This window comes from Pseudomonas sp. JAI111 (assembly GCF_024809425.1).
GTDB lineage: Bacteria > Pseudomonadota > Gammaproteobacteria > Pseudomonadales > Pseudomonadaceae > Aquipseudomonas.
Map to the genome: position 1 here is coordinate 120,058 of NZ_JANUCB010000005.1, position 24,390 is coordinate 144,447.

At 61.2% G+C, this 24,390-nt stretch carries 20 protein-coding genes; 2 read left to right on the forward strand and 18 right to left on the reverse strand.

All coding sequences use genetic code 11. The features are described from left to right. Positions 1-109: 109 nt before the first annotated feature. The 17 genes from HNR03_RS17315 to HNR03_RS17395 form a co-directional block, all read right to left on the reverse strand. Positions 110-1,120, reverse strand: coding sequence for a YeiH family protein (locus tag HNR03_RS17315; protein ID WP_259154815.1), 1,011 nt, complete (start codon positions 1,118-1,120; stop codon positions 110-112). Then, on the reverse strand, positions 1,117-1,443 hold the full coding sequence (locus HNR03_RS17320) for a Rieske 2Fe-2S domain-containing protein (RefSeq protein ID WP_259154816.1): 327 nt from the start codon (positions 1,441-1,443) through the stop codon (positions 1,117-1,119). The genes HNR03_RS17315 and HNR03_RS17320 overlap by 4 nt, the downstream gene beginning before the upstream one ends. Then, a complete protein-coding gene (locus HNR03_RS17325; protein ID WP_259154817.1) occupies positions 1,440-2,102 on the reverse strand; it encodes a DsbA family oxidoreductase in 663 nt (220 codons plus the stop codon). Before HNR03_RS17325 ends, HNR03_RS17320 begins: the two co-directional genes overlap by 4 nt. Beyond that, the gene (locus HNR03_RS17330) at positions 2,099-3,427 is read right to left on the reverse strand and encodes an MFS transporter (protein WP_259154818.1); all 1,329 of its coding nucleotides are present in this window, start codon (positions 3,425-3,427) and stop codon (positions 2,099-2,101) included. Before HNR03_RS17330 ends, HNR03_RS17325 begins: the two co-directional genes overlap by 4 nt. 89 nt (positions 3,428-3,516) lie before the next feature. Then, a complete protein-coding gene (locus tag HNR03_RS17335) occupies positions 3,517-4,569 on the reverse strand; it encodes a 3-keto-5-aminohexanoate cleavage protein (RefSeq protein ID WP_259154819.1) in 1,053 nt (350 codons plus the stop codon). A gap of 86 nt (positions 4,570-4,655) precedes the next feature. Next, positions 4,656-5,504: a TauD/TfdA family dioxygenase gene (locus HNR03_RS17340; protein ID WP_259154820.1), complete on the reverse strand. Its 849-nt coding sequence runs from the start codon at positions 5,502-5,504 to the stop codon at positions 4,656-4,658. A gap of 14 nt (positions 5,505-5,518) precedes the next feature. Continuing rightward, positions 5,519-6,499: a quinone oxidoreductase gene (locus HNR03_RS17345; protein ID WP_259154821.1), complete on the reverse strand. Its 981-nt coding sequence runs from the start codon at positions 6,497-6,499 to the stop codon at positions 5,519-5,521. Positions 6,500-6,976: 477 nt separating this feature from the next. Further along, positions 6,977-7,189, reverse strand: coding sequence for a hypothetical protein (locus tag HNR03_RS17350; protein ID WP_259154822.1), 213 nt, complete (start codon positions 7,187-7,189; stop codon positions 6,977-6,979). A gap of 410 nt (positions 7,190-7,599) precedes the next feature. Then, the gene (gene nirD, locus HNR03_RS17355) at positions 7,600-7,977 is read right to left on the reverse strand and encodes a nitrite reductase small subunit NirD (RefSeq protein ID WP_222586592.1); all 378 of its coding nucleotides are present in this window, start codon (positions 7,975-7,977) and stop codon (positions 7,600-7,602) included. Further along, positions 7,977-10,538 carry a nitrite reductase large subunit NirB gene (nirB, locus tag HNR03_RS17360; protein ID WP_259154823.1) on the reverse strand — a complete coding sequence of 854 codons (2,562 nt, stop codon included), beginning with the start codon at positions 10,536-10,538 and terminating at the stop codon, positions 7,977-7,979. The genes nirD and nirB overlap by 1 nt, the downstream gene beginning before the upstream one ends. Before the next feature lie 360 nt (positions 10,539-10,898). Further along, complete coding sequence (locus HNR03_RS17365) at positions 10,899-12,239, reverse strand: glutamine synthetase family protein (RefSeq protein WP_405046060.1); 1,341 nt, start codon at positions 12,237-12,239, stop codon at positions 10,899-10,901. Positions 12,240-12,259: 20 nt separating this feature from the next. Further along, a complete protein-coding gene (locus HNR03_RS17370) occupies positions 12,260-12,814 on the reverse strand; it encodes a helix-turn-helix domain-containing protein (protein WP_259154824.1) in 555 nt (184 codons plus the stop codon). A gap of 25 nt (positions 12,815-12,839) precedes the next feature. Further along, positions 12,840-14,129 carry an FAD-binding oxidoreductase gene (locus tag HNR03_RS17375; protein WP_259154825.1) on the reverse strand — a complete coding sequence of 430 codons (1,290 nt, stop codon included), beginning with the start codon at positions 14,127-14,129 and terminating at the stop codon, positions 12,840-12,842. 68 nt (positions 14,130-14,197) lie between these two features. Beyond that, entirely contained in the window at positions 14,198-15,382 is a 1,185-nt protein-coding gene (locus HNR03_RS17380; RefSeq protein WP_259154826.1) for a patatin-like phospholipase family protein, read from the reverse strand. A 99-nt stretch (positions 15,383-15,481) separates the two neighbouring features. Then, entirely contained in the window at positions 15,482-16,579 is a 1,098-nt protein-coding gene (locus HNR03_RS17385) for an AI-2E family transporter (RefSeq protein ID WP_259154827.1), read from the reverse strand. A gap of 78 nt (positions 16,580-16,657) precedes the next feature. Continuing rightward, entirely contained in the window at positions 16,658-17,293 is a 636-nt protein-coding gene (locus tag HNR03_RS17390; RefSeq protein ID WP_259154828.1) for a response regulator transcription factor, read from the reverse strand. 4 nt (positions 17,294-17,297) lie between these two features. Next, positions 17,298-19,574 (reverse strand): PAS domain S-box protein, encoded by a 2,277-nt coding sequence (locus HNR03_RS17395; protein ID WP_259154829.1) that lies wholly within the window; start codon positions 19,572-19,574, stop codon positions 17,298-17,300. A gap of 230 nt (positions 19,575-19,804) precedes the next feature. Between HNR03_RS17395 and HNR03_RS17400 the strand changes: the two genes are divergently transcribed. Next, positions 19,805-21,427 carry an acyl-CoA synthetase gene (locus tag HNR03_RS17400; protein WP_259154830.1) on the forward strand — a complete coding sequence of 541 codons (1,623 nt, stop codon included), beginning with the start codon at positions 19,805-19,807 and terminating at the stop codon, positions 21,425-21,427. Between the two features lie 77 nt (positions 21,428-21,504). Next, the gene (locus tag HNR03_RS17405; RefSeq protein ID WP_259154831.1) at positions 21,505-23,277 is read left to right on the forward strand and encodes an acyl-CoA dehydrogenase C-terminal domain-containing protein; all 1,773 of its coding nucleotides are present in this window, start codon (positions 21,505-21,507) and stop codon (positions 23,275-23,277) included. Between the two features lie 101 nt (positions 23,278-23,378). Here HNR03_RS17405 and HNR03_RS17410 read toward each other — a convergent pair whose 3' ends face one another. Then, a complete protein-coding gene (locus HNR03_RS17410) occupies positions 23,379-24,284 on the reverse strand; it encodes a LysR family transcriptional regulator (protein WP_259154832.1) in 906 nt (301 codons plus the stop codon). Between the last annotated feature and the right edge of the window lie 106 nt (positions 24,285-24,390).

Consider the following 24,390-nt stretch of genomic DNA (forward strand, 5'->3'; position numbering starts at 1 on the left):
GATCTAAAAAAAACGGCGACTGTTGGTACAGTCGCCGCAAAAAAACCGGTGCTTTTGACCCCGGTCGAGTGCCGCAGTACGTCGGAGTGAACGTAATGCGGCGGCTGTGTTACATCCCCCAGCGCAGCAACAGCAGCACCAGAACAACCAGGAACACGGTCTCCCCCACCATCAACAGAATGGGTTTGATGCCCACGGAAGCAAGCTCCTTGAGCCGGGTTTTCATGCCCAGGGCACTGATGGAAACCACCAGGCACCAGCGCGACAGTTCGTTGACCGAACCCTGCACCACCGGGGCTATCCAGCCCGTGCTGTTGATACAGGCCAGCATCAGAAAACCGACCGCGAACCACGGCAACAGCGGCGGCCGTTTGCCTGTGGGGTCGGCGCCTTGCAGGCGGGTGATCATGGCGGCGCTGACGATCACCGGCAGCAACATGGCCACGCGCATCAACTTGACCACCGTCGCCGTATCGCCCGTTTCGGTGGACATGCTGTAGCCGGCGCCCACGACCTGGGCAACATCGTGGATGGTCGCCCCCAGAAACACACCTGCCACCTGAGGCGACAACGACAGCCAGTTGGCAATCATCGGATAGACGATCATTGCCAGGGTCGATAGCGCCGACACCCCAATCACCGTGAACAGCGTGGCCCGCTCTTTCTGCGGATGATTGGGCAATGCAGCGGCCAGCGCCAACGCCGCTGAAGCGCCGCAAATCGCCGTGGCACCGCCAGTGAGCATGCCGAACAGACGCTGAAACCCCAGCGCCTTGGCCGCGATCACCGAGACGCCGATGGTCACAACCACCAGAATCACCACCAGGGCTACCGGTTTCCACCCCAGCGCCACCATCTGCTCCAGGGTAATGCGCATCCCCAACAGCGCCACGCCAATGCGCAATACGCTACGGGCAGTGAATTCAATGCCGGCCTTGCACGCGCCATCCGCCGCCAGGAAGTTGAGCGCCATGCCCAGCAACAAGGCGAACAGCATCACTGGCGCGCCGTAATGCTCGGACAAAAAGGAAGCTGCCGCCGCGACGATCAGGCTGACGATGAACCCAGGCGCCAATTCGCGCGTTCGGCTGTTGATTCGGGTGAGAGCAATGGCGCTCATGGCGCGGACTCCTGAGGAACGATGACGATAAAGGCCTGGCCGTCGATTACCTCGACCGGGTAATTGGCGACTTTGAGTGTGTTGGAATTGAGCAAGTAGCCGCTGGCCAGATCAAAGCGCAATCCATGGGCGCAGCACTGAATCAGTCGTCCATCGAGGCGCCCGCCACAGAGCGAGGCGCCCTGGTGCGGGCAACTGTCGTCGATGGCGAACAACTGCCCGTCGACGTTGAACAACGCCAGACTTTTTTCTTCGAATTCGAACAGCGCACGGGCGCCGACCTGCGGGTGTTTGCCGGCAGGAACGGGAATACGCCTGATCATGCCGGTTGCCGCTCGCGATCACGTTCCTTGAGCGCTTCGTTCATGGCCCCGAGCAGCACCTGAGCGGGTTGTGCACCAACCACGGTCACGCGTCCGTCGAACTGAAAGCCCGGCACCCCACTGGTCGCGCCGGGGAATCCGTCGAAAGGCGTGCCGTCACCCTTCAGGCACTCGAGCACCCTGTCCGTATCGATACCGCACGAGCGGGCAATGGCGAGCAACGTTTCACGGCAACCGAGGTTTTCGCCTTTGCGGAAATAAGCGGCGAACAGCCGTTCGAGCAACATTTCACGCTGGATAGCATTGCCCAGCGCGCTGGCACGTTCGAACAAGCGATGGGCGTCAGCGGTGTTGGGCATCGTCGCGATGCGGCCGAGGTCGATGGCCAGTCCAACCTCACGGGCAGCCTGCTGTACCTGAGCCTGGCGCGTGGTCACCGCGTGGGCATTCCCCAGACGCTTGCGATAGAAATCAGCAAAGGGTTCACCCTCTACCGGCAACTGGGGCAGTAACTGCACCCCATGCCACGCGGTGGTGATCTGCACATCCGGATGGCGACTGCGAAACTGTACCTGCGCATGCTCCAGTTGGCGCTTGCCGATCAGACACCAGGGGCAGATGAAATCGAAAAACACATCAATCTGTAAACGACGACTCACAACTTCACCTCGCACGCCGCTGTGCCCGGCACGTCACTGACGCGCTCATCCCTCAACCGAGCGATGTCTTTGTGGTAATGGCACATGGCATAAAAGAACACGCCCGCCGCCAGCACACTGACGAGAGGCACCATTTGGAAAGCGGCGTGCAGACCGATCAAATCGGACACGCGACCGGTGATGAACGGCCCCGGCGCCAGGCCCAGCATGTTGTTGGCCAGGGTCAAGGTCGCGAACGCCGTGCCGTGCACCGAGTAATGGGTCAGGTTGGCAACCATTGCCCCGGCGGGGCCGGTAGTGCCTGCCGCGATCAGCATGCCCAGACAGATCAGCGACAATTGCACGGGGCCAGGCGGCAGCGCGAACGCCACCGACAACAGCATGCAACTGCCCAGGCAATAAGCGATGGCCAGGGCCACCTTGCGCTCCGGCGAATGGCGACACAGGCGGTCACTGAGCATGCCGCACAGGATCATCCCCACGCCGCTGCACAACACGATGATTGCCGCCATGCCTCCGGCTTTGTCCGTGCCCATGTCGTAGTAACGGTTCAGGTAACTGGGCATCCACACAATCACCGTGCCGCCGACGAATAACTGCAAGCCGCTGCCAACATAGGTGGCGATCACCGAGCGGCTGGAAAACAATGTGCGCAACGGGTGTTTGATCTTGGCCGAGGCCTTGTTGATCGCGTTGGTCGCACGCTGCGGCGCGATGCGCGCTTCTTTGACGATGATCGGGTAAAGCACCGCCAGCAGCAGACCGAACAGCGACATGCCGGCAAACGACCAGCGCCAGCCCAGCTTGGCCGCTATTGCACCGCCCAGGGCCATGCCCAGGACCGATCCGAACATGCCACCCGCCATGAACGCACTGCTCAACGTTGCGCGCATGTGTTTGGGAAAGACTGAAATCACCACCGCGATGCCAACGCTGCCATACGCGGCCTCGCCGACGCCCACCATGAAACGGGCAATGAACATCTGCGGATAGTCCTGCGCCAACGCGCAGCCCAGTGTGGCCAGACTCCACAGCAACGCCATCAAAGCCAGGCTTTTGACCCGGCCGAAGCGATCAGCCATCAACGACAGCGGAAACGTCAGCAGCCCGACCATCAACGCTACAATGCCGCTGAGCAAGCCGAGCTGGCCGTCGCTCAGGGCCCACTCGCCCTTGAGCATCGGGAACACCGCGTTCAGCACCTGGCGCGACATGTAATCGGAAATCAACAGGCCGAACGTCAGGGCGAAGACGATCCAGGCGTATGGCCGCGCAACGCTGACAGCAACGTCATCATCGTCTGCGGCGATTGGGTGAAAGGCCATGAAGCCTCCTCGAAACGTTGTTTTTGTTGTTATCGAGCGTTGTGCAATGCAATGGACGGGAGGCCATCGCCCCCCGCCTTTGCTGCCGGTCAACCGCGTTGCGGAACACCTTTTTGCCCAGCCTTGCGGTTGGGGGCCATGCCATTGGCCAACAGGGTTGCTTCGATGCTCGGGTACTGCACGCCGATGCGGTAAATCTCACGGGCTTCTTTGCCGGTGGCGATCTCGCGCCCCAGTTCATGGGCGACGCGCACGGTTTGCTCGATCTGCTGCACCGAGCTGAACCGCTTGCCCTTGTGATCAATAATAGTGTCTTCAATGCCCACACGCGGGTGCAGCCCCATGGCCAGGGCCATGGCGTTGAACGGCAGCACGTTCTTGAGCAGCGATTCAGCGGTCAGCGTGCAGCCATCCGGCGCCCGATGGATGAAGTTGAAGAAGTTGAACGGGTTCGGACCATCGAAGCCGCCGCCGATGCCGATCCAGGTCAGGTTCAGCGGCCCCATGTAGACGCCTTTGCGCACCAGGCGCTCAAGGGTCTCCATGGCGTGCATGCCGGTCAGCTGGAAGTGCGGCTGAATGCCGTTATCCATCAGGCGCTTGAGGTGCTCGGCAACCCAGGCCGGGCCGGCCGGCACGGTCATTTCGCTGTAGGCGGCTTGATAGGCCGGGTTGGCCAGGGATGTGCCTTCCAGGTATTCCGGGTACAGCAATTCCATGATGTTCATCTGGGTGGTGTTGATCGCCACCGTGACCTGATCCGGCTTGGGCGTCAGTTCCGCGAGCATGTGGCGAGTATCGTCGGACAGCCATTTGGCCGCTTCGCCATCGCTTTCCGGGGCAAAGGAAATCGAGCCACCGACCTGAATGATCATGTCCGGCACGGCTTCACGCACACCGGCGATCAGCTCGTTGAACTTGGACAGGCGCTTGGAGCCTTTGCCATCCAGTTCACGCACGTGCAGGTGCAACACGGTGGCGCCGGCTTCGTAGCAATCGACCGCCTTCTGCACTTGCTCATCCATGGTCAGCGGGATGTCTTCGGGAAAGTCTTCAGGCATCCATTCCGGGCCGTACGGGGCCACGGTGATGACCACCTTTTCCATGTTTTCCGGGTGCAGGGAATCGTCGAAGAATTGCATGAGTTACTCCTGTTTTTATGATTGTCCGCCCAGCCGGGATCGGGCCCGGTGGGCGCAGTGATGAGTGCGAATGCAGTGACGGTCGATCAGTAAGTCTTGTCGCCGATGATCCCGGCGCGTTCCATCTTGCGGTGGCACGGCGGGTAATCCATGACGGCGTAATGTTGCGTGCTGCGGTTGTCCCAGATGGCAATACTGTTGGGCTTCCAGCGCCAGCGCACTTGATACTCGGGGATGTACGCCTGGCTGATCAGGTAGCGCAACAGCTCGCTGGCGCCGGGGTTGGCGTCCTGGCCGAAACGCACCCTGTCGGGGGTGTGGTAGTTGCTGAAATGGGTGGTGAAGGCGTTGACGAACAGCACCTTCTCGTCGGTTTCCGGATGGGTGCGCACCACCGGGTGTTCGGCATCCGGGTACAGGGCCTTGAGCGCCAGGCGTTTTTCCATCGGCATGGCCGCACCGAAACTGGCCTCGATGCTGTGCCGGGCACGCAGGTCGGCGATTTTGATCTTCACGTCATCGGGCAGATTTTCGTAGGCCTCGACCATATTCGCCCACATGGTGTCGCCCCCCACCGGAGGACATTCGACGCAACGCAGCACACAGCCCATCGGCGGCGCGTCACGCCAGGTGGCGTCGGTGTGCCAGGCGTTTTCGTAGCGATCCATCGGTTGGTCGGGCTTTTTATAGATCTGCACCAGCCCCGGATGATCCGGGTCACTGCCGGCCACCGGATGGTCCTCCAGTTCGCCGAACCGACGGGCGAATGCCACGTGCTCGGCACGGCTGATGTCCTGATCGCGCAAGAACACCACCCGGTGCGTCAGCAACTGGGCGCGGATCTCGGCAAAAAGACCGTCGTCATGGATGGCGTCGGCAAGGTTGACGCCAATCAGTTCCGCGCCAATGTTGCTGGTCAGTTGTTCGACTTTCATGGCAGCAGGCTCCCTTAAATGACGAAAATCGACGAGCCGGTGGTCTTGCGTGATTCCAGATCACGGTGCGCCTGTACGGCATCCTGCAAGGCGTAATGCTGGTTGATCTCGATCTTGATTCGACCGTTGCCGACGTGGTCGAACAGCTCGCCGGCCAGGGCGGCTTTTTCCGCAGGGTCGGCGATGTAGTCGACCAGCGCCGGACGCGTCAGAAACAGCGAGCCTTTCATTGCCAGCAAGACCGGATCAAAGGCCGGGATCGGGCCGGAGGCGGTGCCGACGCAGACCATCAGGCCCCGGCGTTTGAGTGAGTCGAGCGAGCCCATGAAGGTGTTCTTGCCAACGCTGTCGAACACCACGTTGACGCCGACGCCGTCAGTCAGCTCGCGAACGCGCCCGGCAACGTCCTCGTGGCTGTAGTTGATGACGTGGTCACAGCCATGCGCCTTGGCGATTTCAGCTTTGGCTTGGGTGGACACCGTGCCAATGACTGTCAGCCCCAGCAGCTTGGCCCACTGCGAAACGATCAGGCCGACGCCCCCGGCGGCGGCGTGCAACAGGACCGTGTCGCCGGCCTTGAAGGCGTGGATGCGTCGCATCAGGTAGGCCGAGGTCAGCCCGCGCATGGTCATGGCGGCGGCGGTTTCGAAACTGATGGTTTCGGGCAATTTGATCAATGCCGAGGCCGGGATCAGGCGCTCGGTGCTGTAGGCGCCCAGGGTGTTGAGGAATCCGGTATAGGTGACGCGATCGCCGACTTCAAACTGGGTCACGCCTTCGCCGACCGCCTGGACCACACCGGAGGCTTCGACGCCCATGCCGTTTGCCAGCGGGATCGGGTAGGTGCCATTGCGGAAGTAGGTGTCGGCGTAGTTGAGTCCGACAGCCACTTGCCGGAGACGAACCTGGCCCGGGCCTGGGTCGCCGACCTCGACGTCTTCATAGCGCAGGACGTCGGGACCACCTGTTTCGTAGAAGCGTACGGCTTTGGCCATGCCTTTTATTCTCCAATCTGCATTTTTATTAGCGTAATGCGCCGATTTGCGTTGATTGGACTGTAGGCCGCGGGCTTATGAATCGCTTCTCATCAGACGACAATGACTTTTCATTTCATGACAAAGGGGGGGCTTGGTTTCGGGCTGGTGCTTTTTGGGTTGGGGTTGGGTACATATCCGTTTTTGCGGTAACGGCGGCTTAGGGTTCCGCCCTGACGGCGGGTCACTTTGGAAAAGCCCCAAAGTAACCAAAGGGCTCTTGCCCCTGACGTTCGGTGCCTCGCTAAGGCTCGGCATGCCCTCGCTCCGGTCCTGCTCCGTGGGCCCGCCGCCATCGGCCATCCATGGCCGGGGGCGGCTACCGCGGCATCCATGCCGGGTTGCCCACTGCGCAGAACCTGCGCTCGGCCTCTCGAGGGGGCGTGCAGTGCCAAAGCAAAGCGAGGCGGCCTACGGGCCGACCTGTTTGCTCAACGCTTACGCGTCCTGATCCTGACCCTGATCGTTCCCACGCTCCGCGTGGGAATGCATCCCGTGACGCTCCGCGTCACCTTGCGCAAGACTCAAGCCTGGTGTCGACAGCGGAACGCAGAGCGTCCCCGGCGGCATTCCCACGCGGAGCATGGGAACGATCAACAGCAACAGCAACAGCAACAGCAACAGCAACAGCAACAGCAACAGCAACAGCATCGCGAGCAGGCTCACTCCTACATGAAGCAAATCGGCGCGCAGCTTTTGCTCCTCACCACTCTTCAGGCCGAGCGTTAGCTCGCCTTGCGCTTTTGATCTTGATCTTGATCTGCCCCGTCGGGAGGCCGATCGCAGGTTCTGCGTAGTGGGCAACCCGGCATGGATGCCGGGTTAGCCGCCCCCGGCCATGGATGGCCGATGGCGGCGGGCCCACGGAGCAGGACCGGAGTGAGGGGATGCCGAGCCTAGGCGAGGCACCGGACGTCAGGGGCGCAAGCGTTTGGTTACTTGGCGTCGGGCCGCGCAGGCTTTTCAAAGTGACCCGCCGTCAGGGCGGAACCAATAGCCGCCGTTACCGCAGAAACGGATATGCCCCCATCCCAAAACATTCTTAAGTGAACAGCATTACCTCAGGCAACCCCGACTTCCACCAAGCTACCATTCAACCGCACCGGCCAGACACGCAAGCGCTGTTGCGGATACTCCAGACAACTGCCGTCCTCCAAACGGAAATGCTGCTTGTAGATCGGCGATGCGACAACCATCTCGCCCTTGATATTGCCCACCAGCCCGCGACCGATGACGTTCGCCCCGGATTGCGGATCATGGTTGTCAATGGCGTAAAGAGTCCGCCCCTCAGCGCCCGGCAGGTAGAACAGTGCCACCTGCGCTCCGTCGAGCCAGACCACCACACCGGAGTGACTGACCAGATCCCGGTGCTCGCACACGGATTGCCAGACCTCGGCACTTTCCAGGGACGCTAAACGTTGTGCTGTGGACTGGCTCATCAGACGGTTTCCTCAATGACAGGGATAAGGTTGAGTTCAGCCGCCATGATCGGGCGACGTTGACCGCGTTCCTGGACAAAGTGGATGTCCGGGTCCGGGCGTTTATCGTTGACGAAGGTACGGAAGCGTTTGAGTTTTTCCGGGTCCTTGAGGGCGTTGGCCCATTCGCATTCATAGCGATTGACCACCAACTGCATCTGCGATTCGAGCTCTTCGCCCAGCCCAAGGCTATCGTTGATGATCACGTCCTTGAGGTAATCGAGGCCGCCTTCCAGGCTTTCGCGCCACACCGAGGTGCGCTGCAATTTGTCGGCGGTGCGGATGTAGAACATCAGGAAACGGTCGATGTACCGGATCAGGGTTTCATCGTCCAGGTCGGTGGCGAACAGCTCGGCGTGGCGCGGGCGCATGCCGCCGTTGCCGGCGATGTACAGGTTCCAGCCTTTCTCGGTGGCGATGACGCCGACGTCTTTGCTCTGGGCTTCGGCGCACTCGCGGGTGCAACCGGACACCGCGAACTTGAGCTTGTGTGGCGAACGCAAACCCTTGTAGCGATCCTCGATGGCCAAGGCCATCTTGACGCTGTCCTGTACGCCGTAACGGCACCAGGTGCTGCCCACGCACGACTTCACAGTGCGGGTCGATTTGCCATAGGCATGCCCGGTTTCGAAACCGGCTTCAATCAGCTCGGCCCAGATGTCCGGCAACTCGTGCAATTGCGCGCCGAACAGGTCGATGCGCTGGCCGCCGGTGATCTTGGTGTAGAGGTCGTATTTCTTCGCGACCACGCCAATGGCGATCAATTTGTCGGCGGTAATTTCGCCGCCGGGGATGCGCGGCACCACCGAATAGGTGCCGTTTTTCTGCATGTTGGCCATGAAGGTATCGTTGGTGTCCTGCAACGGCACCAGGGAGGCGTCCATGATCGGCTGGTTCCAGCACGAAGCCAGAATCGAACCCACTGCCGGTTTGCACACGTCGCAACCGGTGTGGCCACGGCCATGTTTGGCCAACAGTTCTTCGAAGGTGATTACCCCTTCCACCCGCACCAGCGCATAGAGTTCCTGACGGGTGTAGGCGAAGTGTTCGCACAGGCTCTTGTCGACGCTGACGCCACGGGCAATCAACTCATGCTCGAACACTTGCTTGAGCAACCCCGCGCAACCGCCACACCCGGTGCCGGCCTTGGTTTGCGCCTTGAGCAGGCCGAGGTCGGTGCACCCGCCGTCGATGGCCGAGCAGATGGAACCCTTGGTGACGTTGTGGCAGGAACACACCGTGGCCGACTCGGGCAACGCGCCCGGGCCCAGGGTCGGTGCGCCTGTGGACGATGGCAGAATCAGGCTGGCCGGTTCGGCCGGCAGCGCGATGGCGTTCTGCATGTATTGCAGCAGCGTGTCGTAATAGCTATTGTCACCGACCAGCACCGCGCCGAGCACGTGTTTGCCGCTGGCGTCCACCACCAGCCGGCGGTAGCTGGCGCTGGTTTCGTCGATGAACTGATAACTGCGCGAGCCCGGTGTGTTGCCATGAGCGTCGCCGATGGAGCCGACATCGACGCCCAGCAGCTTGAGTTTGGTCGACATGTCCGCGCCCACGAACGGTTCGGTGGATTCATTGCACAACTGCGCGGCCACTGCGCGGGCCATCTGGTAACCGGGCGCGACCAGGCCAAACACAGTGCCATTCCAAGCAGCGCACTCGCCGATGGCGTAGATGTGCGGGTCGCTACTCTGGCAGTGGTCGTCTATCACGATGCCGCCGCGCGGGCCGACTTCCAGCGAACATTGGCGGGCCAATGCGTCCTGGGCGCGGATGCCGGCGGAGAACACGATCAGGTCGGTTTCGAGGAATTCGTCATTGGCGAAATTCATCCGGTAGCGGTAGTCCTCACCGGCGCTGATCGATTGGGTGCCACGGGACAAATGCACGCCGACGCCGAGCCGCTCGATCTGCGCCTTGAGCGCACGGCCACCCTGCTCGTCCAGTTGCACCGGCATCAGGCGCGGGGCGAATTCCACCACATGCGCTTCCAGGCCCAGGCTTTTCAGGGCATTGGCGGCTTCCAGACCGAGCAAGCCACCGCCGACCACCACGCCGCGTCTGGCGTTGGTCGCAGCGGCACGGATGGCATCGAGGTCTTCGAGGGTGCGATACACCAGGCGCGAATCACCCTCGGCGCCTTCAATCGGCGGCACGAACGGGTAAGAGCCGGTGGCCAGGACCAATGTGTCGTAGGCAACACAACCTTGCGCAGTGATCACCTGACGTCGGACTCGGTCGATTTCCAGCACCGGCACGCCCAAATGCAGGGTCACGCCCGGGGTCTGGTACAGCGCGGCATCACTGAGGGCCAGGGACTCGGCATCACGTCCGGTGAAATACTCGGAAAGGTGCACGCGGTCATAGGCGCGCATCGGCTCCTCGCTGAAGACGTGCAGTCGATAGTGATCAAGGGCGCCGCGCTCGATCAGCTGCTCGACACAATGATGTCCGACCATGCCATTGCCGATCACGATCAGCGTTTGCTGCTTGTTCAACGCGGCCACATTGGTATTCATAAGAAGCACCCGGCTAAAGCCCATCACGATTCAAAAAGCAAAAAAAAACGCCTGAAACCTTACGGTTCCAGGCGTCTTTGCCTGTTCTTTTGCGGTGTTGAAACCAGACGTCTATGCCTGACTCACCGATGTTGCTCACGGATCGATCGTCGTTGACCGAGGGAGCTGCCCCCGACTGCATTCACGGTGGGCCTTGATCGATGTAATGCAGCGTTTGTGCCAAACCCGGATTATCCGCGTTTGACACAGTCTGGCGGCTTGAACGGGTGTTTGCGTCCTGCGGTGCGCAGCGCTTTGTGCCTTGGCTTAGTGCATGCCGAAAGGCCCGGGCTTTATAAAAGTGCATTTCCCCCGCTTGGCCTACAGATACCAACGATACTCCCGGGCACTGATTTCCTGCATGAACGCCAGATGATCCTGACGCTTGTTCTCGCAATACACATCGACAAACTCCGCACCCAGTCCTTCACGCAGTTGCGGTTGATGCTGCATGGCGCGCACCGCTTCGAGCATTTCCAGCGGGAAGTCGACCCCGCTGCTGCGGTTTTCGTTGAGCGGCGCGATGGGCTCGTTGCCCGATTCCAGGCCATGTTCGAGTCCCACCAGAATCGCCGCCAGCACCAGGTACGGGTTGGCGTCGGCACCGGCCAGGCGATGTTCGATGCGCAGGTTCTTCGCATCGGATTCGGGAATGCGCAGGCACGCGTCGCGATCCTCAAAACCCCAACTCGCCCGCGTGGCGATGTTCGTCGTGCCGCCCAGGCGGCGATAGGCGTTCTGGTTCGGCGCGAAGATCGGCATGCAATGCGGCAGCAGTTCCAGGCAGCCGGCCACGGCATGGCGCAGTGATCGCTGCTGGTTTGCCGCCAGGATGTTGTTGCCGGCCGCGTCGTACAGACTGATGTGTACGTGCATGCCGCTGCCAGGGTGCTGCAAGTACGGCTTGGCCATGAAACTGGCGCGGTAGCCGTGTTTCAGGGCCACGCCTCGGCTGCTACGACAGAACAACGCCGCCCAGTCCGCCGCACGCAAACCATCGTCGAGGTGACCGAAATTGATCTCGAACTGCCCCTGGCCGAGTTCGGCGGTGATCACCGTGGTGTCGATGCCTTGCGCCTGCGACGCGGCGACCATGTCATCGAGGACCGGCGCAAAGCGTGACAGGCGCTCGATGTGCATGTTGGGTTGATCATCGGCATCGTCCGTCAGGCCATCCCGAGGAAACTGCGGCAGCCCGTCGCGCAGCTTTTTATCGAACAGATAGAACTCCAGCTCGAACGCCACCACCGGATGAATGCCTTTTGCCGCGAGCCTGTCGAGCACCTGCGCCAGTACTTGGCGAGGTTCGAACACGATCGGTTTCTCGGTGCCGTCGGAGGTGATCAGCATCTGCCCCAACGGCTGCGCTTCCCAGGTCACCGGCTTCAGTGTGCCCGGCACCAGCCGGCGCAGCGCGTCCGGGTCACCGTCGTTGAAGCAGTAATCGCCGATCTTGAACAATCCGCCTTGCACGCCCAGCAATACGCAGTTTTGCGGCAGTTTCAGGGCGCTGCCCGCCGCGACCTTTTCGAGCATTTCCACAGGGTAGCGCTTGCCGTAAAAGTGCCCCGGAATGTCCAGGGCAATCAGGTCGACGTAACGTACGTCAGGGTGGCGTTGGCGAAAGGCACGCACTTCGGCCAGCAGATCAGCGTCCATCATGGTTGGTCCTATTGTGGTTATCAGGTATAGACCCAGAGCACTCGCGTGAGATGCCCGGTCAGGTTGCCGTAACGGCAACGGGTGTGACTGTCGAACTGAAAGCTGTCGCCGGCGAGCAAGGTGACCGGGTCTTCATCGCCCAGCCACAGCGTCAACTCGCCCTCGAGCACGTAACCGCCCTGCTCCGAGCTGTCACTCAAGTGCCGGTCGCCACTGCTGGCGCCCGCTTCGAGATGACTTTCGAGCATGGAAAACGAGGCCCGCATCTTCGGCGACACCAGAATGTCGGTAATGCCATTGGCGTAGTACAACGTGCGGCGCTCGTCCGGGCGGGTGACCCACGGCAGTTCTTTGGGTTTGGGCAGGCTGTAGAAATAAGTCGTCGGCACGCCCAGGGTTTCGCTGATCGCGGTCAGGTCGGCAACGGTGGGCCGAGACAAGCCGCGCTCGACCTGGGAGAGAAAGCCTACGGAGCGGCCGATTTTGTCGGCCAGGTCCTTCAGGGTGTATTTCTTGTGCTTGCGCAGATCGTGGATAAGGATCGCCAGCGCAGCGATTTCTTCTTGCTTGTTCATGCCTGCCATTCCGCCAAGTGATTCATCAGATGCTGTCGCGCAGTCGATACCACGCCTTGCCGATGGCTTCCAGCGGTGCCGCCAGGTATTTACCGCCGGGAAAGCTGGCGTTGCTCAAGCCTTGATACAACGCCAGTTCATCCGGCTGACCGAGAATGGCGTCAGCCACGGCGCGGGCGGCGGCCAGTGTCGGCAGCACGCCATGTCCTGAGTAGCCCTGAAGCCAGTAGCGATCACCGTGGCGCCCGATGTCCGGTGTGCGTTTGAGCGTCAGGTCAATGTGCCCGCCCCAGGCGAACTCAAGCTTCACGCCTTTGAGTTGCGGGAATACCCGCTCCAGAAACGGCCGCGTGGCGCCGGCAATGTCCTTGGGCAGTCCGCCCAGATACGTACAGCCTCCGCCAAACAGCAGGCGGTTGTCCGGGGTGCGACGGAAATAGTCGAGGACGAATTGGTTATCGGTGACACAGACGTTGCTCGGCAGCAGCTCGCTGGCCTGCTCGGCGGTCAGCGGCGCCGTGGCGACTTGGTAAGTCCCCACCGGCAACACGCAACTGGCGAGTTTTGGATCGAGCCGATCAAGGTAGGCATTGCAGGCCAGCACCAGCACATCCGCGCGGATCGTTCCGCGTTCGGTGTTGACCCGGAACCGGCCGCCCTCCTCTTGATAACTCAGTGCCTTGCTTTGTTCATGGATGCGCCCGCCGGCCTGCTCTATCGCGGAGGCCAGACCGAGTGCCAGTTTCAACGGATTCAGGTGTCCGCCCTCGGGATCATAAAGGCCAGCCTGATAACGCTCGCTGGCGACCCATTGCGGTAATTGCTCACGGCTGATGAACCGCAAGTCATGGTGGCCCCATTTGTGGCTGGCTTCGCGCTGCCACTCGGTGAGCAGACCGACACGCCGGGGCATGACCGAAGTCCACAAATGCCCGGCGCGGTAGTCGCAGTCGAAACCATGGCGAGCCGGTAATTCACGCAGCTCCTGCGCTGCCCAGCGCATGCCATCCCACAACCGTCGCGCGCGTTCGTAGCCCAGCGCTGCTTCCAGCGGCGGCATGTCGCACGACCAGCCGAGAATGGCCTGACCACCATTGCGTCCCGAGGCTGCCCACGCCACGCGGCTGGCTTCCAGCAGCGTCACGCGCTTGCCGGCCAACGCCAGGCGCAGCGCGGTGTGCAGGCCGCTGAAACCGGCGCCGATGATCACGATCTCGGTGTCTTGTTCGCCGCTCAGTGCAGGTCGGGTGGTCAGGCGATCAGCGCAACTGTGGGCGTAATAGCTGGCGACATGCTGCGTGGACTGCTGAAACATACAAGCCTCATGAAATTATCTTTTTATAATTTCATGAAAAACTACAGCATAAATTTCATTCAGACAACTCACCTGTTCGGCGATTTATGCCACGGATAACCTTTCGCACTGAGTTCGAAGGCGTAATCGAACAGACGCTTCATGTATGCGCCGTCGAATTTCTGATTGCGCGGATGAAGGAAATCGGCGCCGATGTACGCCAGATTGAAGTCCGCCCCGTCCTGCTGGGCGATGCGGTAAATCCGATCGAGGTCGCTGATCCCCTGGGTCTGGATCAGGGTGCTGATGGCGCGACCGCCGATGCTCAAGGTGCGGCGCTTGGTGCCGGCCCATTGCGGTTCCAGCTTGCCGTTGCGAATGACATAGAAATGCCGGTCGCGGCGGATACGCGCGCCGCTCACGCTGTTCAGCGCCATCACCGTGCCCGGCGGGTAAAGGAACACCTGCGTGAGCACGCCACCATCGACGTGCATCTCCTGAAACTGTTTGCCGTCCACTTCCACATCGATCATGACCGGTGAGACGGCACCGGGAATGCTCATCGAGGCGACCATGATGTTGCGAAACAGATCGAGCGCTCCCGGCGCTCCGCTGGCGGCAATGGCGCCCATGTTCCAGGTAACGGGCCGCCCGGCATCGAGGTCGGTGGTCCCGATCATCAGTAGCCGGCCTTTGGCGTACTGCGCGGCGACGGCCGCCAGCACCTCGGCGGTGATGTATTTGGCAATGAGTCGCGCCAGGGGTTTGCTGTCCGCGATGCCATCGCTGGTCAGGCGGGTCAGCACACTTCGCGCATGGAAAACGTCTTTGGGGCCGATTGCGCTGCAGATCCCCAGAATGATCTCGTCGTACTCAGGCCCCAGGTAAGCGAACGGGGCAACCAGTGCGCCTGCGCTGATCCCGGTGACGACCTTGAACGTCGGTCGCGATCCATGCAGGGTCCATCCGGCAATGATGCCTGCGGCGAAGGTGCCGGCGTCGCCGCCCCCTGAAATGGCCAGGTAATAGCCCCGCGGCAACGTGTCTTCGGGCAGTTCTTCGTCGGCGTGCGCCTGGGCCTCGCGATCGTTGGCCAGGGTCGCGTCCGCGATGAACGTCGACAGGTCCCGATCCAGCCAGTAACGCGCATTCGGGATGCCCGGGATGACGGCGTGTTCCGTCAGCGCTTGTGGCACAGCCTCGCGGCGTTGCAGGCAGCCTTCGCGCAACATGTTCATCGTCGAGGCGCTGGGCCTGGGCAGAAATGGTTTCAAAACGCCTCCTCCGGTCCCCGCCATCAACAGAGCACGCGCTCGACTGACTGGGCAAGTTGGCCTCGGCGGTCATGCTCGCGGTCAATGCCCATGGCCCCCTCAAACGGGCGGCGGCCTTCCACCTTCCTGCGATGGGTCACGTACCCATTGCCAGAATAATTGATAGCCGACCGCAAGGACCACCGGCCCGATGAACAGCCCGATGATGCCGCTGGTGACCATGCCACCCAGCGCGCCGATCAGCACCACCGGCATCGGTACGTTGACACCGCGCCCCAGCAACAAAGGTTTGAGTACGTTATCTACCAGGCCGGCAACGAACACGTAGATGGAGAACACGATGACGGCGGTGGTGGCCCCCTCATTGGCAAACACATAGACAATCACCGGAATGGTGACCAGCGTTGCCGGCAGCTGCATGATGCCCAGCAGCAGGACCGCGATAGCCAGCAAACCAGCGCCGGGAACCCCTTTGACGACAAAACCCAGGCCGACCAGCAGCATCTGGATGAAGGCGATGCCGACCACCCCCAACGCGACCGCACGGATTGTGGCGGTGCACAGGTCGGCGATTGACGGCCCCCGGTCCGGGCCGCTGATGCGCGAGGCGATCTGCACCGCGCTGCGCCTGCCGCTTTCGCCGTAGGCCATGAAGATACCGGCGATGATCAAGGCGAAAATGAAGGTGAGAAACCCCATGCCGACGCCGGCCAGCTTACTCAGCAGGCCCAGGCTTACCTGTTTTATCTGCGGGAGGTACGTTGCCGTCAGCTCGGGGAGATTGGTCGAGGCCTGTAGCCAGAGCGCTGAAATCCGCTTGCCCACGACAGGCCAACTGGCGACCGATTCGCTGGGCGGTGGAATCTGGAAGCCGCCGCCTTTTACCAGTGCCACGGCCTGCGTGACCGAGTCGGCAATCGAAATGCCCAGCAGATAGACCGGCACCATCAGGATGACGATGGAAAACAGGATGATCAGGGTCGCGATTCGTCCCTCTTTCTGCCCCAACGGCCCCTTGAGTCGTTCTTGCAGGGGATAAAGGGTGATCGCCAGGATCACCGACCACAGCAACAGGTCGCGGAACGGGCTGAATATGTTGAAGCAAAACAGCACCAGGACGGTGATCAGCCCGGCACGAATCAGGACATCGAGCAAAGTATGAGAAAGGGCTTTTTCGGAAATCGGCGCGGGCAACATGCTGCCTCCTTGCAGATTCACTGCACAGGAATGGGGTCGATTAGCCCAGCATAGACGCACAATTACCGACGTGAGAGATCAACGCAACTTCAGTGGATCGACCATCCCCGCAGCAATGGCCATGCCCACCAGGTCCGGCAAGGTATTAGCCTGCATGCGCTTCATCACCCGCGAGCGATACAGATCGACGGTTTTGGCGCTGACGCCCAATTGCTCGGCGATTTCACGGGTGGTGTAGCCCTGAACCAGCGGCAGCAACACATCGCGCTCGCGTGGGGTGAGTGTCAGTAGACGCGCCTGCAAGGCTTCGTGGCCGCTGTTATCCGAGCGGCTGGCCGCGCACTTGCTGAGTGCCTGTTGCACGCTGTCGAGCAACAATTGCTCGTTGTAGGGTTTCTCGATGAAGTCATGGGCACCGGCCTTGAACGCGCGGACCACGATGGGGACATCTGCGTGCCCGCTGACGAAAATGATCGGCAGGTTCAGCTCACGGGCGCGCATTTCTTCCTGCACGTTCAACCCGCCCATGCCGGGCATACGCACATCGAGCAGCACACAGGCATAGAGCGTTGCATCACAGGCATTGAGAAACTCGACGCCGCTGGTAAACGGCAAGGCCTTGAGCCCGACCGACTCGAGTAACCAGACCGTTGAATCGAGCATGCCCTGGTCATCATCGACCACATACACCACGTGCTCCGTCACACCTGCCATTACGTCATTCCTGTTGTTGTTTTGTTGGGCCGGCCAGCGGCAATTGGCAGCACATCAGCAGCCCGACCGGTTGACGCCGGGCCTGCAACTCGCCACCGAAGCCTTCAATGATGCTGCGGCTCATGGACAAGCCAAGGCCCAGGCCATCGGCCTTGCTGGTATAGAACGGGGTAAATATTTGCTCCAGTTCGGGCTCGCTGACGCCCGGCCCCTGGTCTTGCACATCGATTTGCACGGTGGCGCCACTGCCCTGCCCGGCCGTCATCACGATCAACGATGGCTGCCCGGGGTGTTGTTCGCGATTGGCGTCGATGGCGTTGCGCAACAGATTGAGCAGCACCTGCTCCAGCAGCACCCGGTCGGCATAAACGGGCGGCAGATTATCCGGCAGGCGATCCTCGATTGTCACTTGGCAATTGCTCGCTTCCCAGGCACACAAACGCACGGCCTCGCGGGCGACATCGGTAAAATTCAGCGCCTGCATGCGCCGCTGGCCTTTGCGCAGAAACCCCCGTAAACGCCTGATCACTTCTGACGCATGCGTGGCGTGATGGGTAATGCGTTCCAGCCCTTGTGCCACTCGGGTGGCGGCCTGGGGATTGGCATCCAGCGTCTGTAAATAGCGCTGGCTGGCATTGGCATAATTGACCACGGCGGCCAATGGCTGATTGATCTCGTGGGCGATGCCCGAGGCCAGTTCACCCAGGGTGACCAGCCGTGCGGTGTGCGCCAGTTCGTCCTGATGGCGACGCTGTTGCGCTTCACGCAATTCGCGTTCAGTCATGTCCCGCGCCACCAATGAGTAGTAGCGCTCGCCGCCGGCCGAACGGTGCGCCAGCAGCACCAGCGACACCGGCACACAGGTGCCGCCGCCCAGAGGCTGCAACCGCGCGTCGGTGCTCCACACGCCATCGCGTTCGGCGCAGCTCCAGCCGTCATGTTGCAGGCGTGTCAGGTCGGCGCTTGCCAATAGTTGCGCCAGCGTCGGCATCGGCTGTGGCTCATTGAACCCCAGAATGCGCTGCGCCGCCGGGTTGAGGTACGTCACTTGCCCGTCCGGGTCGATAAACAACACTGGATCGGTGTTGGCCTCGACCACTTCGGCCAGGCGCCGCTTGTTCTCTTCGGCCTGCACCCGGGCCGTGATGTCTCGCGAGACGCTGACCACCTCGACCACCGCGCCGGTGTAGGTTTCACGGATCGCCCGGCTGGCGGTTTCGAACCACAGGTAATGCCCGGCACGATGGCGAATGCGGTAGGTCATCGTGTGATAACCGTCCTGCTCCAAAGCGTCCTTCGCACGCTGCACCAGGTTGGCCAGGTCCTGACCATGGAACAAACCCTGGGCCATTTGCCCGCGCAGCTCTTCGGGCCAGTAGCCGAGCAATGTCCAGGACGCCGGCGAGGCATCGAGAAAACGCCCGTCGGGCGTATGCCGGGAAATCAGGTCGGTGGTGTTCTCGATGATCAGCCGGTACAGCCGGCGTGCCGTGGCCGCTTCACGCTCAGCCAGCACTTGCGCGGTGGCATCGCGACAACGGGCGAGCACACGGTTGTCCTGAGGGTCGGGGATAAACGTCCAGATCAGAATCTGCTCTTGAAACTGCGCTTCGACCCCTTCGATGGCCCGCTGCTGATCAAGGCAGGCGCGTACCAGCACCCGGTGATTGCCCGGCAAAAAGCCCAGCACATCGGTCAGCGGTTTTTCCGCGAGCAAGGCCAGCAGCGCGGCGTTGAATTCCAGCGGCCGGCCCTGAGCATCCAGCAACAGACTTGGTTGCGGATCGTGACCCAACAACGGTGAGCCGCGCAGCATTCCGTTAACGCTGCTGAGCAAGGTTGTCAGCAAGTCCTGCACCCAACCCAGCCAGTCAAGACTGATGCCTTCGCACACTTCCACCAGCAATAACCCAGGCTGCCCCGAAGTCAGCGCCAGATCAAACACCTGGCCGTGGCTGATAGCGGCGCGGCGCAATCGACCGGACAACCAGCAATCGAGTTGCCGTACTTGCGCCAGGTCCAGGCGCCCGGCCTCCACCAGTCGATCAAATAGCAACTGATCGCTGGCCAGCGATGGATCACCCAATCCCGGCGGGAAGTGCTGTGCGGCACCCTCATGGCTGTAAATCCCTGCCTGTGGCTGCCAGCTCAGATACACCGCGCGGCGCACCTCTGGACAGTCCTGTAACGCATGGCACAACGCATCGGCCCGGGCAGCCAGAGACACCCCCTCACGTTGCAGGCGCAACCAGCTGTGCAATCGAACGGGCGTCAGGGTCATCACAGGTCCGCTTTGTCGGGGGAGCCAAGAATATACCGGCTCTGTCGGTAAGGTCGCATCCATTTAGATGCGCAGGAATCAAATATAGTATGTTTACTATACTGCGTAGGTTGTACTTCCATATATGTGGGAGGTTGTTATATAAAGCAAGCCGGACATAAAGGATGACCGCAGCGTCTACGCTGAACAGGCCATCCATAGAGCTAACAATCAGCCACCGAGTACCCGTCATGTCGATTTATGAACAAGGGCTAGCCCCTTCGGCTGTCAATCACATCGCTTTGTCGCCTCTGAGCTTCATCGAACGCACCGCCAGCGTTTACCCTCACTACCCTGCAGTCATCCACGGTTCGATTCGTCGTACTTGGGCGCAGACCTACACCCGGTGCCGTCGCCTGGCCTCGGCGCTGGCCGGTCGCGGGATCGGCAAGAACGACACGGTGGCCGTGATGCTGCCCAACATTCCCGAGATGCTGGAAGTGCATTTCGGCGTGCCGATGATCGGCGCCGTGCTCAACCCGCTCAACGTGCGCCTGGATGCCGAAGCCATCGCGTTCATGCTTCAACACGGTGAAGCCAAGGTGCTGATTACCGACCGTGAATTCCATGACGTGATTCGCGCAGCCGTCGGCATGCTCGATCACCCGCCGCTGGTGATCGACGTCAATGACCCGGAATACGGCGAAGGCCAGGCGGTCAGCGACCTGGACTATGAAGCGCTGCTGGCCGAAGGCGACCCGGCATTCGCCTGGCAATGGCCGGAAAGCGAATGGCAAGCCATCTCGTTGAACTACACCTCAGGCACCACCGGCAACCCCAAAGGCGTGGTTTACCACCATCGCGGTGCGTACCTGAACTCATTGGGCAACCAGATGACCTGGGCGATGGGCAACCACCCGGTGTACCTCTGGACGCTGCCGATGTTCCACTGCAACGGCTGGTGCTACCCGTGGGTTATCACGGCCATGGCCGGTGTGCACGTGTTCTTGCGCCGGGTCGACCCGCAGAAAATCCTCACCCTGATCCGCGAGCATCAGGTGACGCACTTGTGTGCGGCGCCTATTGTGCTCAATGCCCTGGTCAACATGCCGGAGTCGGCAAAAGCGGCCATCGACCACCCGGTCAATGCGATGGTGGCGGGTGCTGCACCGCCGGCCAAAGTGATCGGTGCCGTGGAAGAAATGGGCATCAAGGTCACTCACGTCTATGGCCTGACCGAAACCTATGGCCCCGTGACCCTGTGCGCCTGGCATGCCGAGTGGGACGAGCTGCCGCTCGATGAACGGGCACAGATCAAATCCCGCCAAGGGGTGCGCTACTCGACGCTCGAAGGCGTGATGGTCGGCGACTCCAAGACCCTGGAACCAACCCCGCGCGATGGCCAGACCATCGGCGAGATTTTCATGCGCGGCAACACCGTAATGAAGGGCTACCTGAAGAATCCGACCGCCACCGCCGAAGCCTTTGAGGGTGGCTGGTTCCATACCGGCGACCTGGCGGTGTGTCATCCCGACGGTTATGTCGAGATCAAGGACCGACTCAAGGACATCATCATTTCCGGTGGCGAGAACATTTCCACCATCGAACTCGAAGGCGTGCTCTATCGCCATCCGGGCGTGATGGAAGCCGCCGTGGTCGCCCGTCCGGATGAAAAATGGGGCGAAACGCCTTGTGCGTTCGTCACCTTGAAAGCCGACCATCAGGACGTGCGCGAAGCTGACATCATCAGTTTCTGCCGCGAGCACCTGGCCGGGTACAAAGTGCCGCGCACGGTGATCTTCACCCTGTTGCCGAAAACGTCTACCGGCAAGATCCAGAAGTACGTGTTGCGCGACAGGGCCAAAGCGCTCTAAACCGAACCGATGTTACCGGCACGGTCTGCCGTTACGGCACCGTGCCCACTGCACAATGTCCTTTTGAGGTTCACCCGATGCCCCAATTCAACGCTCCGCTGCGCGACATGCGCTTTGTGCTGCATGAAGTGTTCGATGCGCCAGCCTTGTGGGCGCGCCTGCCGGCCCTGGCCGACAGCGTCGACGCCGCCACCGCTGATGCCATTCTCGAGGAGGCGGCGAAAGTCACCTCACAGCTGATTGCCCCCTTGAACCGCAGCGGCGACGAGGAAGGCGCGAAGTGGCTGGATGGCCAGGTCAGCACGCCCGCCGGTTTCAAACAGGCATATGCCACCTACATCGAAGGCGGTTGGGTCGGCTTGTCCGGCAACGCCGATTTCGGCGGCATGGGCATGCCGAAGATGCTCGCCGTGCAGTTTGAAGAAATGCTCTACGGCGCCAACTCAAGCTTCGCCCTGTATTCGGCATTGAGTTCCGGCGCCTGTCTGGCACTGGATGCCCACGCCAGCGACACCCTGAAAAACCTCTACCTGCCGCCGATGTATGAAGGCCGCTGGGCCGGCTCGATGTGCCTGACCGAAGCCCACGCCGGCACCGACCTGGGGATCATCCGTACCCGCGCCGAACCTCAGGCCGACGGCAGTTACGCCCTCACCGGCAGCAAGATTTTCATCACGGGCGGCGATCAGGACCTGACCGAGAACATCGTCCATCTGGTACTGGCCAAACTGCCGGATGCACCGGCCGGGCCCAAAGGCATCTCGTTGTTTGTCGTGCCTAAAGTGCTGGTCCATGCCGACGGTTCCCTGGGCAATGCCAACGCAGTGAGTTGCGGCTCGATCGAACACAAGATGGGCATCAAGGCCTCGGCCACCTGCGTCATGAACTTCGACGGTGCCAGCGGTTGGCTGATCGGTGAAGCCAACAAGGGCCTGGCGGCGATGTTCACCATGATGAACTACGAACGCTTGTCCATCGGCATCCAGGGCATCGGGTGCGCCGAAGCGTCCTATCAAAGCGCCGTCGCTTACGCCCGCGAACGTATTCAGAGCCGCGCCCCGACCGGCGCCTTCGCCCCGGACAAAGTGGCCGACCCGATCATCGTTCACCCTGACGTGCGCCGCATGCTGCTCGGCATGAAAGCCATGACCGAAGGTGGCCGTGCCTTTGCCAGTTACGTCGGGCAGCAGCTCGATCTGGCGAAGTTTTCCGATGACGCCCAGGAGCGCGACAATGCGCAAAACCTGGTCGCGCTGCTGACCCCGGTGGCCAAGGCGTTCTTCACCGACACTGGCCTGGAAAGCTGCATCAACGGCCAGCAAGTGTTCGGCGGCCATGGCTACATCCGTGAATGGGGCCAGGAACAATTGGTCCGTGATGTGCGCATTGCGCAGATTTACGAAGGCACCAATGGCATTCAGGCGCTGGACCTTCTCGGTCGCAAAGTGCTGGCCGACAACGGTGTCGCCTTGCGTCAATTCACTGCCCAGATTCGCCACTTCGCCCATCAGCCAGACGCGCCGTACGCCGGGCAGCTGTTCGATGCCGTGCAGCGTCTCGAAAGCCTCAGTGACTGGCTGCAGGACCAGGCCGCGTCCAACCGCAATGAAATCGGTGCGGCCTCGGTCGAGTATCTGCACCTGTTCGGGTACGTCGCCTACGCCTGGCTCTGGGCGCGCATGGCCCAGGTCGCCCGGGCAAAACTTGGCGAAGACGAAGGGTTTTATGGCGCGAAGATCGCCACTGCCGACTTCTACATTCACCGGCTTCTGCCGCGCATCCTGAGTCTGGAGCAATCCATTCGCGCGGGTAGTGCCTCGTTGTACGGCCTGAGCGCCGAGCAGTTCTAACGATTGAACCGCACGCGAACGCCCCGCTCCTCTCTTTTTGGGCGTTCGCGTTTTTTATCGATCAGCCAAGCCCGCCGGGAAGGTTGTGCAACCGGCATCGTTCAATCGATGCAAACGTCGTTGTCGATTGCAAAAGCGTCTCTCAAATAATCAGTGAACGCTCGCACCCGCGCTGACTGCCTGCGGTCCGCTGGAGAAACCGCGTGAATAGGCATCGACGACGGTGTGTACCCCTCAAGCAACGCCACCACTCGCCCTGCCTGCACATCCTCACGAAACAACCATGAGGCAGACAGCGAAATGCCCAGGCCACTCAAGACCATTTGCCGAATCGACTCACTGTTGTTGCTGCGCACATTGCCCTTGACCTGCACCTCACTCCATTGGCCGTTGTGCTCGAAACGCCAGGTGTCGGAATGCTTGAGCTGATTGAACACAAGGCAATTGTGGTTGCCCAGTTCATCCGGCGTCGCCGGGACACCGAGTTGTTCGAGATAACCAGGGGCTGCAAATACTCGACGTCGTGTCAGGCCTATCCGTCTGGCGATCAGGCCACTGTCTTTCAACTCGCCAATGCGCACCGCGACATCGATCCCCTCGCTGACCAGGTCAACGTTCTCGTCGCTCAGTTGCAAGTCAATCGACACCTCGGGGTATTGCTGAAGAAAGCCGTGCAATCGAGGCGCAATCTGTAGGCGTCCGAAGCTGCCTGAAGAGGCAATGCGCAGCGGGCCCGCCACGCGCTCTTGTCCGGTCTGAAAACTGTGCTCGGCGCTGTCCACCGCGGCCAGAATCTGCCGACAATGTTCGTAGTAGCGTTGCCCCTCATCCGTCAGGCTCAGGTTGCGCGTACTGCGGGCGAACAGCCGGCCGCCAAGCCTTTGCTCCAAGGCGCCAATCTGTTTACTGATGGTTGGCTGACTGAGGCCGGTTTCACGGGCCACCGCTGAAAAGCTGCCTCGCTCCACCACCCGCATAAAAATGGCCATCGCTTCCAACGTGTCCATCGCGACCTCATTTAGCGATCAATTGGCATGAATACTATAGGCATTTGCCCTCTTATCGGAATTCATCGACTGCAGGAAACTGTTGTCATCGCCCAGCGCGACCGAA

Coding starts and splice junctions, on each gene's coding strand:
- HNR03_RS17315 (WP_259154815.1), bottom strand. CDS start 1,120: ATGAGCGCCATTGCTCTCACCCGAATCAACAGCCGAACGCGCGAATTG.
- HNR03_RS17320 (WP_259154816.1), bottom strand. CDS start 1,443: ATGATCAGGCGTATTCCCGTTCCTGCCGGCAAACACCCGCAGGTCGGC.
- HNR03_RS17330 (WP_259154818.1), bottom strand. CDS start 3,427: ATGGCCTTTCACCCAATCGCCGCAGACGATGATGACGTTGCTGTCAGC.
- HNR03_RS17335 (WP_259154819.1), bottom strand. CDS start 4,569: ATGCAATTCTTCGACGATTCCCTGCACCCGGAAAACATGGAAAAGGTG.
- HNR03_RS17340 (WP_259154820.1), bottom strand. CDS start 5,504: ATGAAAGTCGAACAACTGACCAGCAACATTGGCGCGGAACTGATTGGC.
- HNR03_RS17345 (WP_259154821.1), bottom strand. CDS start 6,499: ATGGCCAAAGCCGTACGCTTCTACGAAACAGGTGGTCCCGACGTCCTG.
- HNR03_RS17350 (WP_259154822.1), bottom strand. CDS start 7,189: ATGCTGTTGCTGTTGCTGTTGCTGTTGCTGTTGCTGTTGCTGTTGCTG.
- nirD (WP_222586592.1), bottom strand. CDS start 7,977: ATGAGCCAGTCCACAGCACAACGTTTAGCGTCCCTGGAAAGTGCCGAG.
- nirB (WP_259154823.1), bottom strand. CDS start 10,538: ATGAATACCAATGTGGCCGCGTTGAACAAGCAGCAAACGCTGATCGTG.
- HNR03_RS17365 (WP_405046060.1), bottom strand. CDS start 12,239: ATGATGGACGCTGATCTGCTGGCCGAAGTGCGTGCCTTTCGCCAACGC.
- HNR03_RS17370 (WP_259154824.1), bottom strand. CDS start 12,814: ATGAACAAGCAAGAAGAAATCGCTGCGCTGGCGATCCTTATCCACGAT.
- HNR03_RS17375 (WP_259154825.1), bottom strand. CDS start 14,129: ATGTTTCAGCAGTCCACGCAGCATGTCGCCAGCTATTACGCCCACAGT.
- HNR03_RS17385 (WP_259154827.1), bottom strand. CDS start 16,579: ATGTTGCCCGCGCCGATTTCCGAAAAAGCCCTTTCTCATACTTTGCTC.
- HNR03_RS17390 (WP_259154828.1), bottom strand. CDS start 17,293: ATGGCAGGTGTGACGGAGCACGTGGTGTATGTGGTCGATGATGACCAG.
- HNR03_RS17395 (WP_259154829.1), bottom strand. CDS start 19,574: ATGACCCTGACGCCCGTTCGATTGCACAGCTGGTTGCGCCTGCAACGT.
- HNR03_RS17400 (WP_259154830.1), top strand. CDS start 19,805: ATGTCGATTTATGAACAAGGGCTAGCCCCTTCGGCTGTCAATCACATC.
- HNR03_RS17405 (WP_259154831.1), top strand. CDS start 21,505: ATGCCCCAATTCAACGCTCCGCTGCGCGACATGCGCTTTGTGCTGCAT.
- HNR03_RS17410 (WP_259154832.1), bottom strand. CDS start 24,284: ATGGACACGTTGGAAGCGATGGCCATTTTTATGCGGGTGGTGGAGCGA.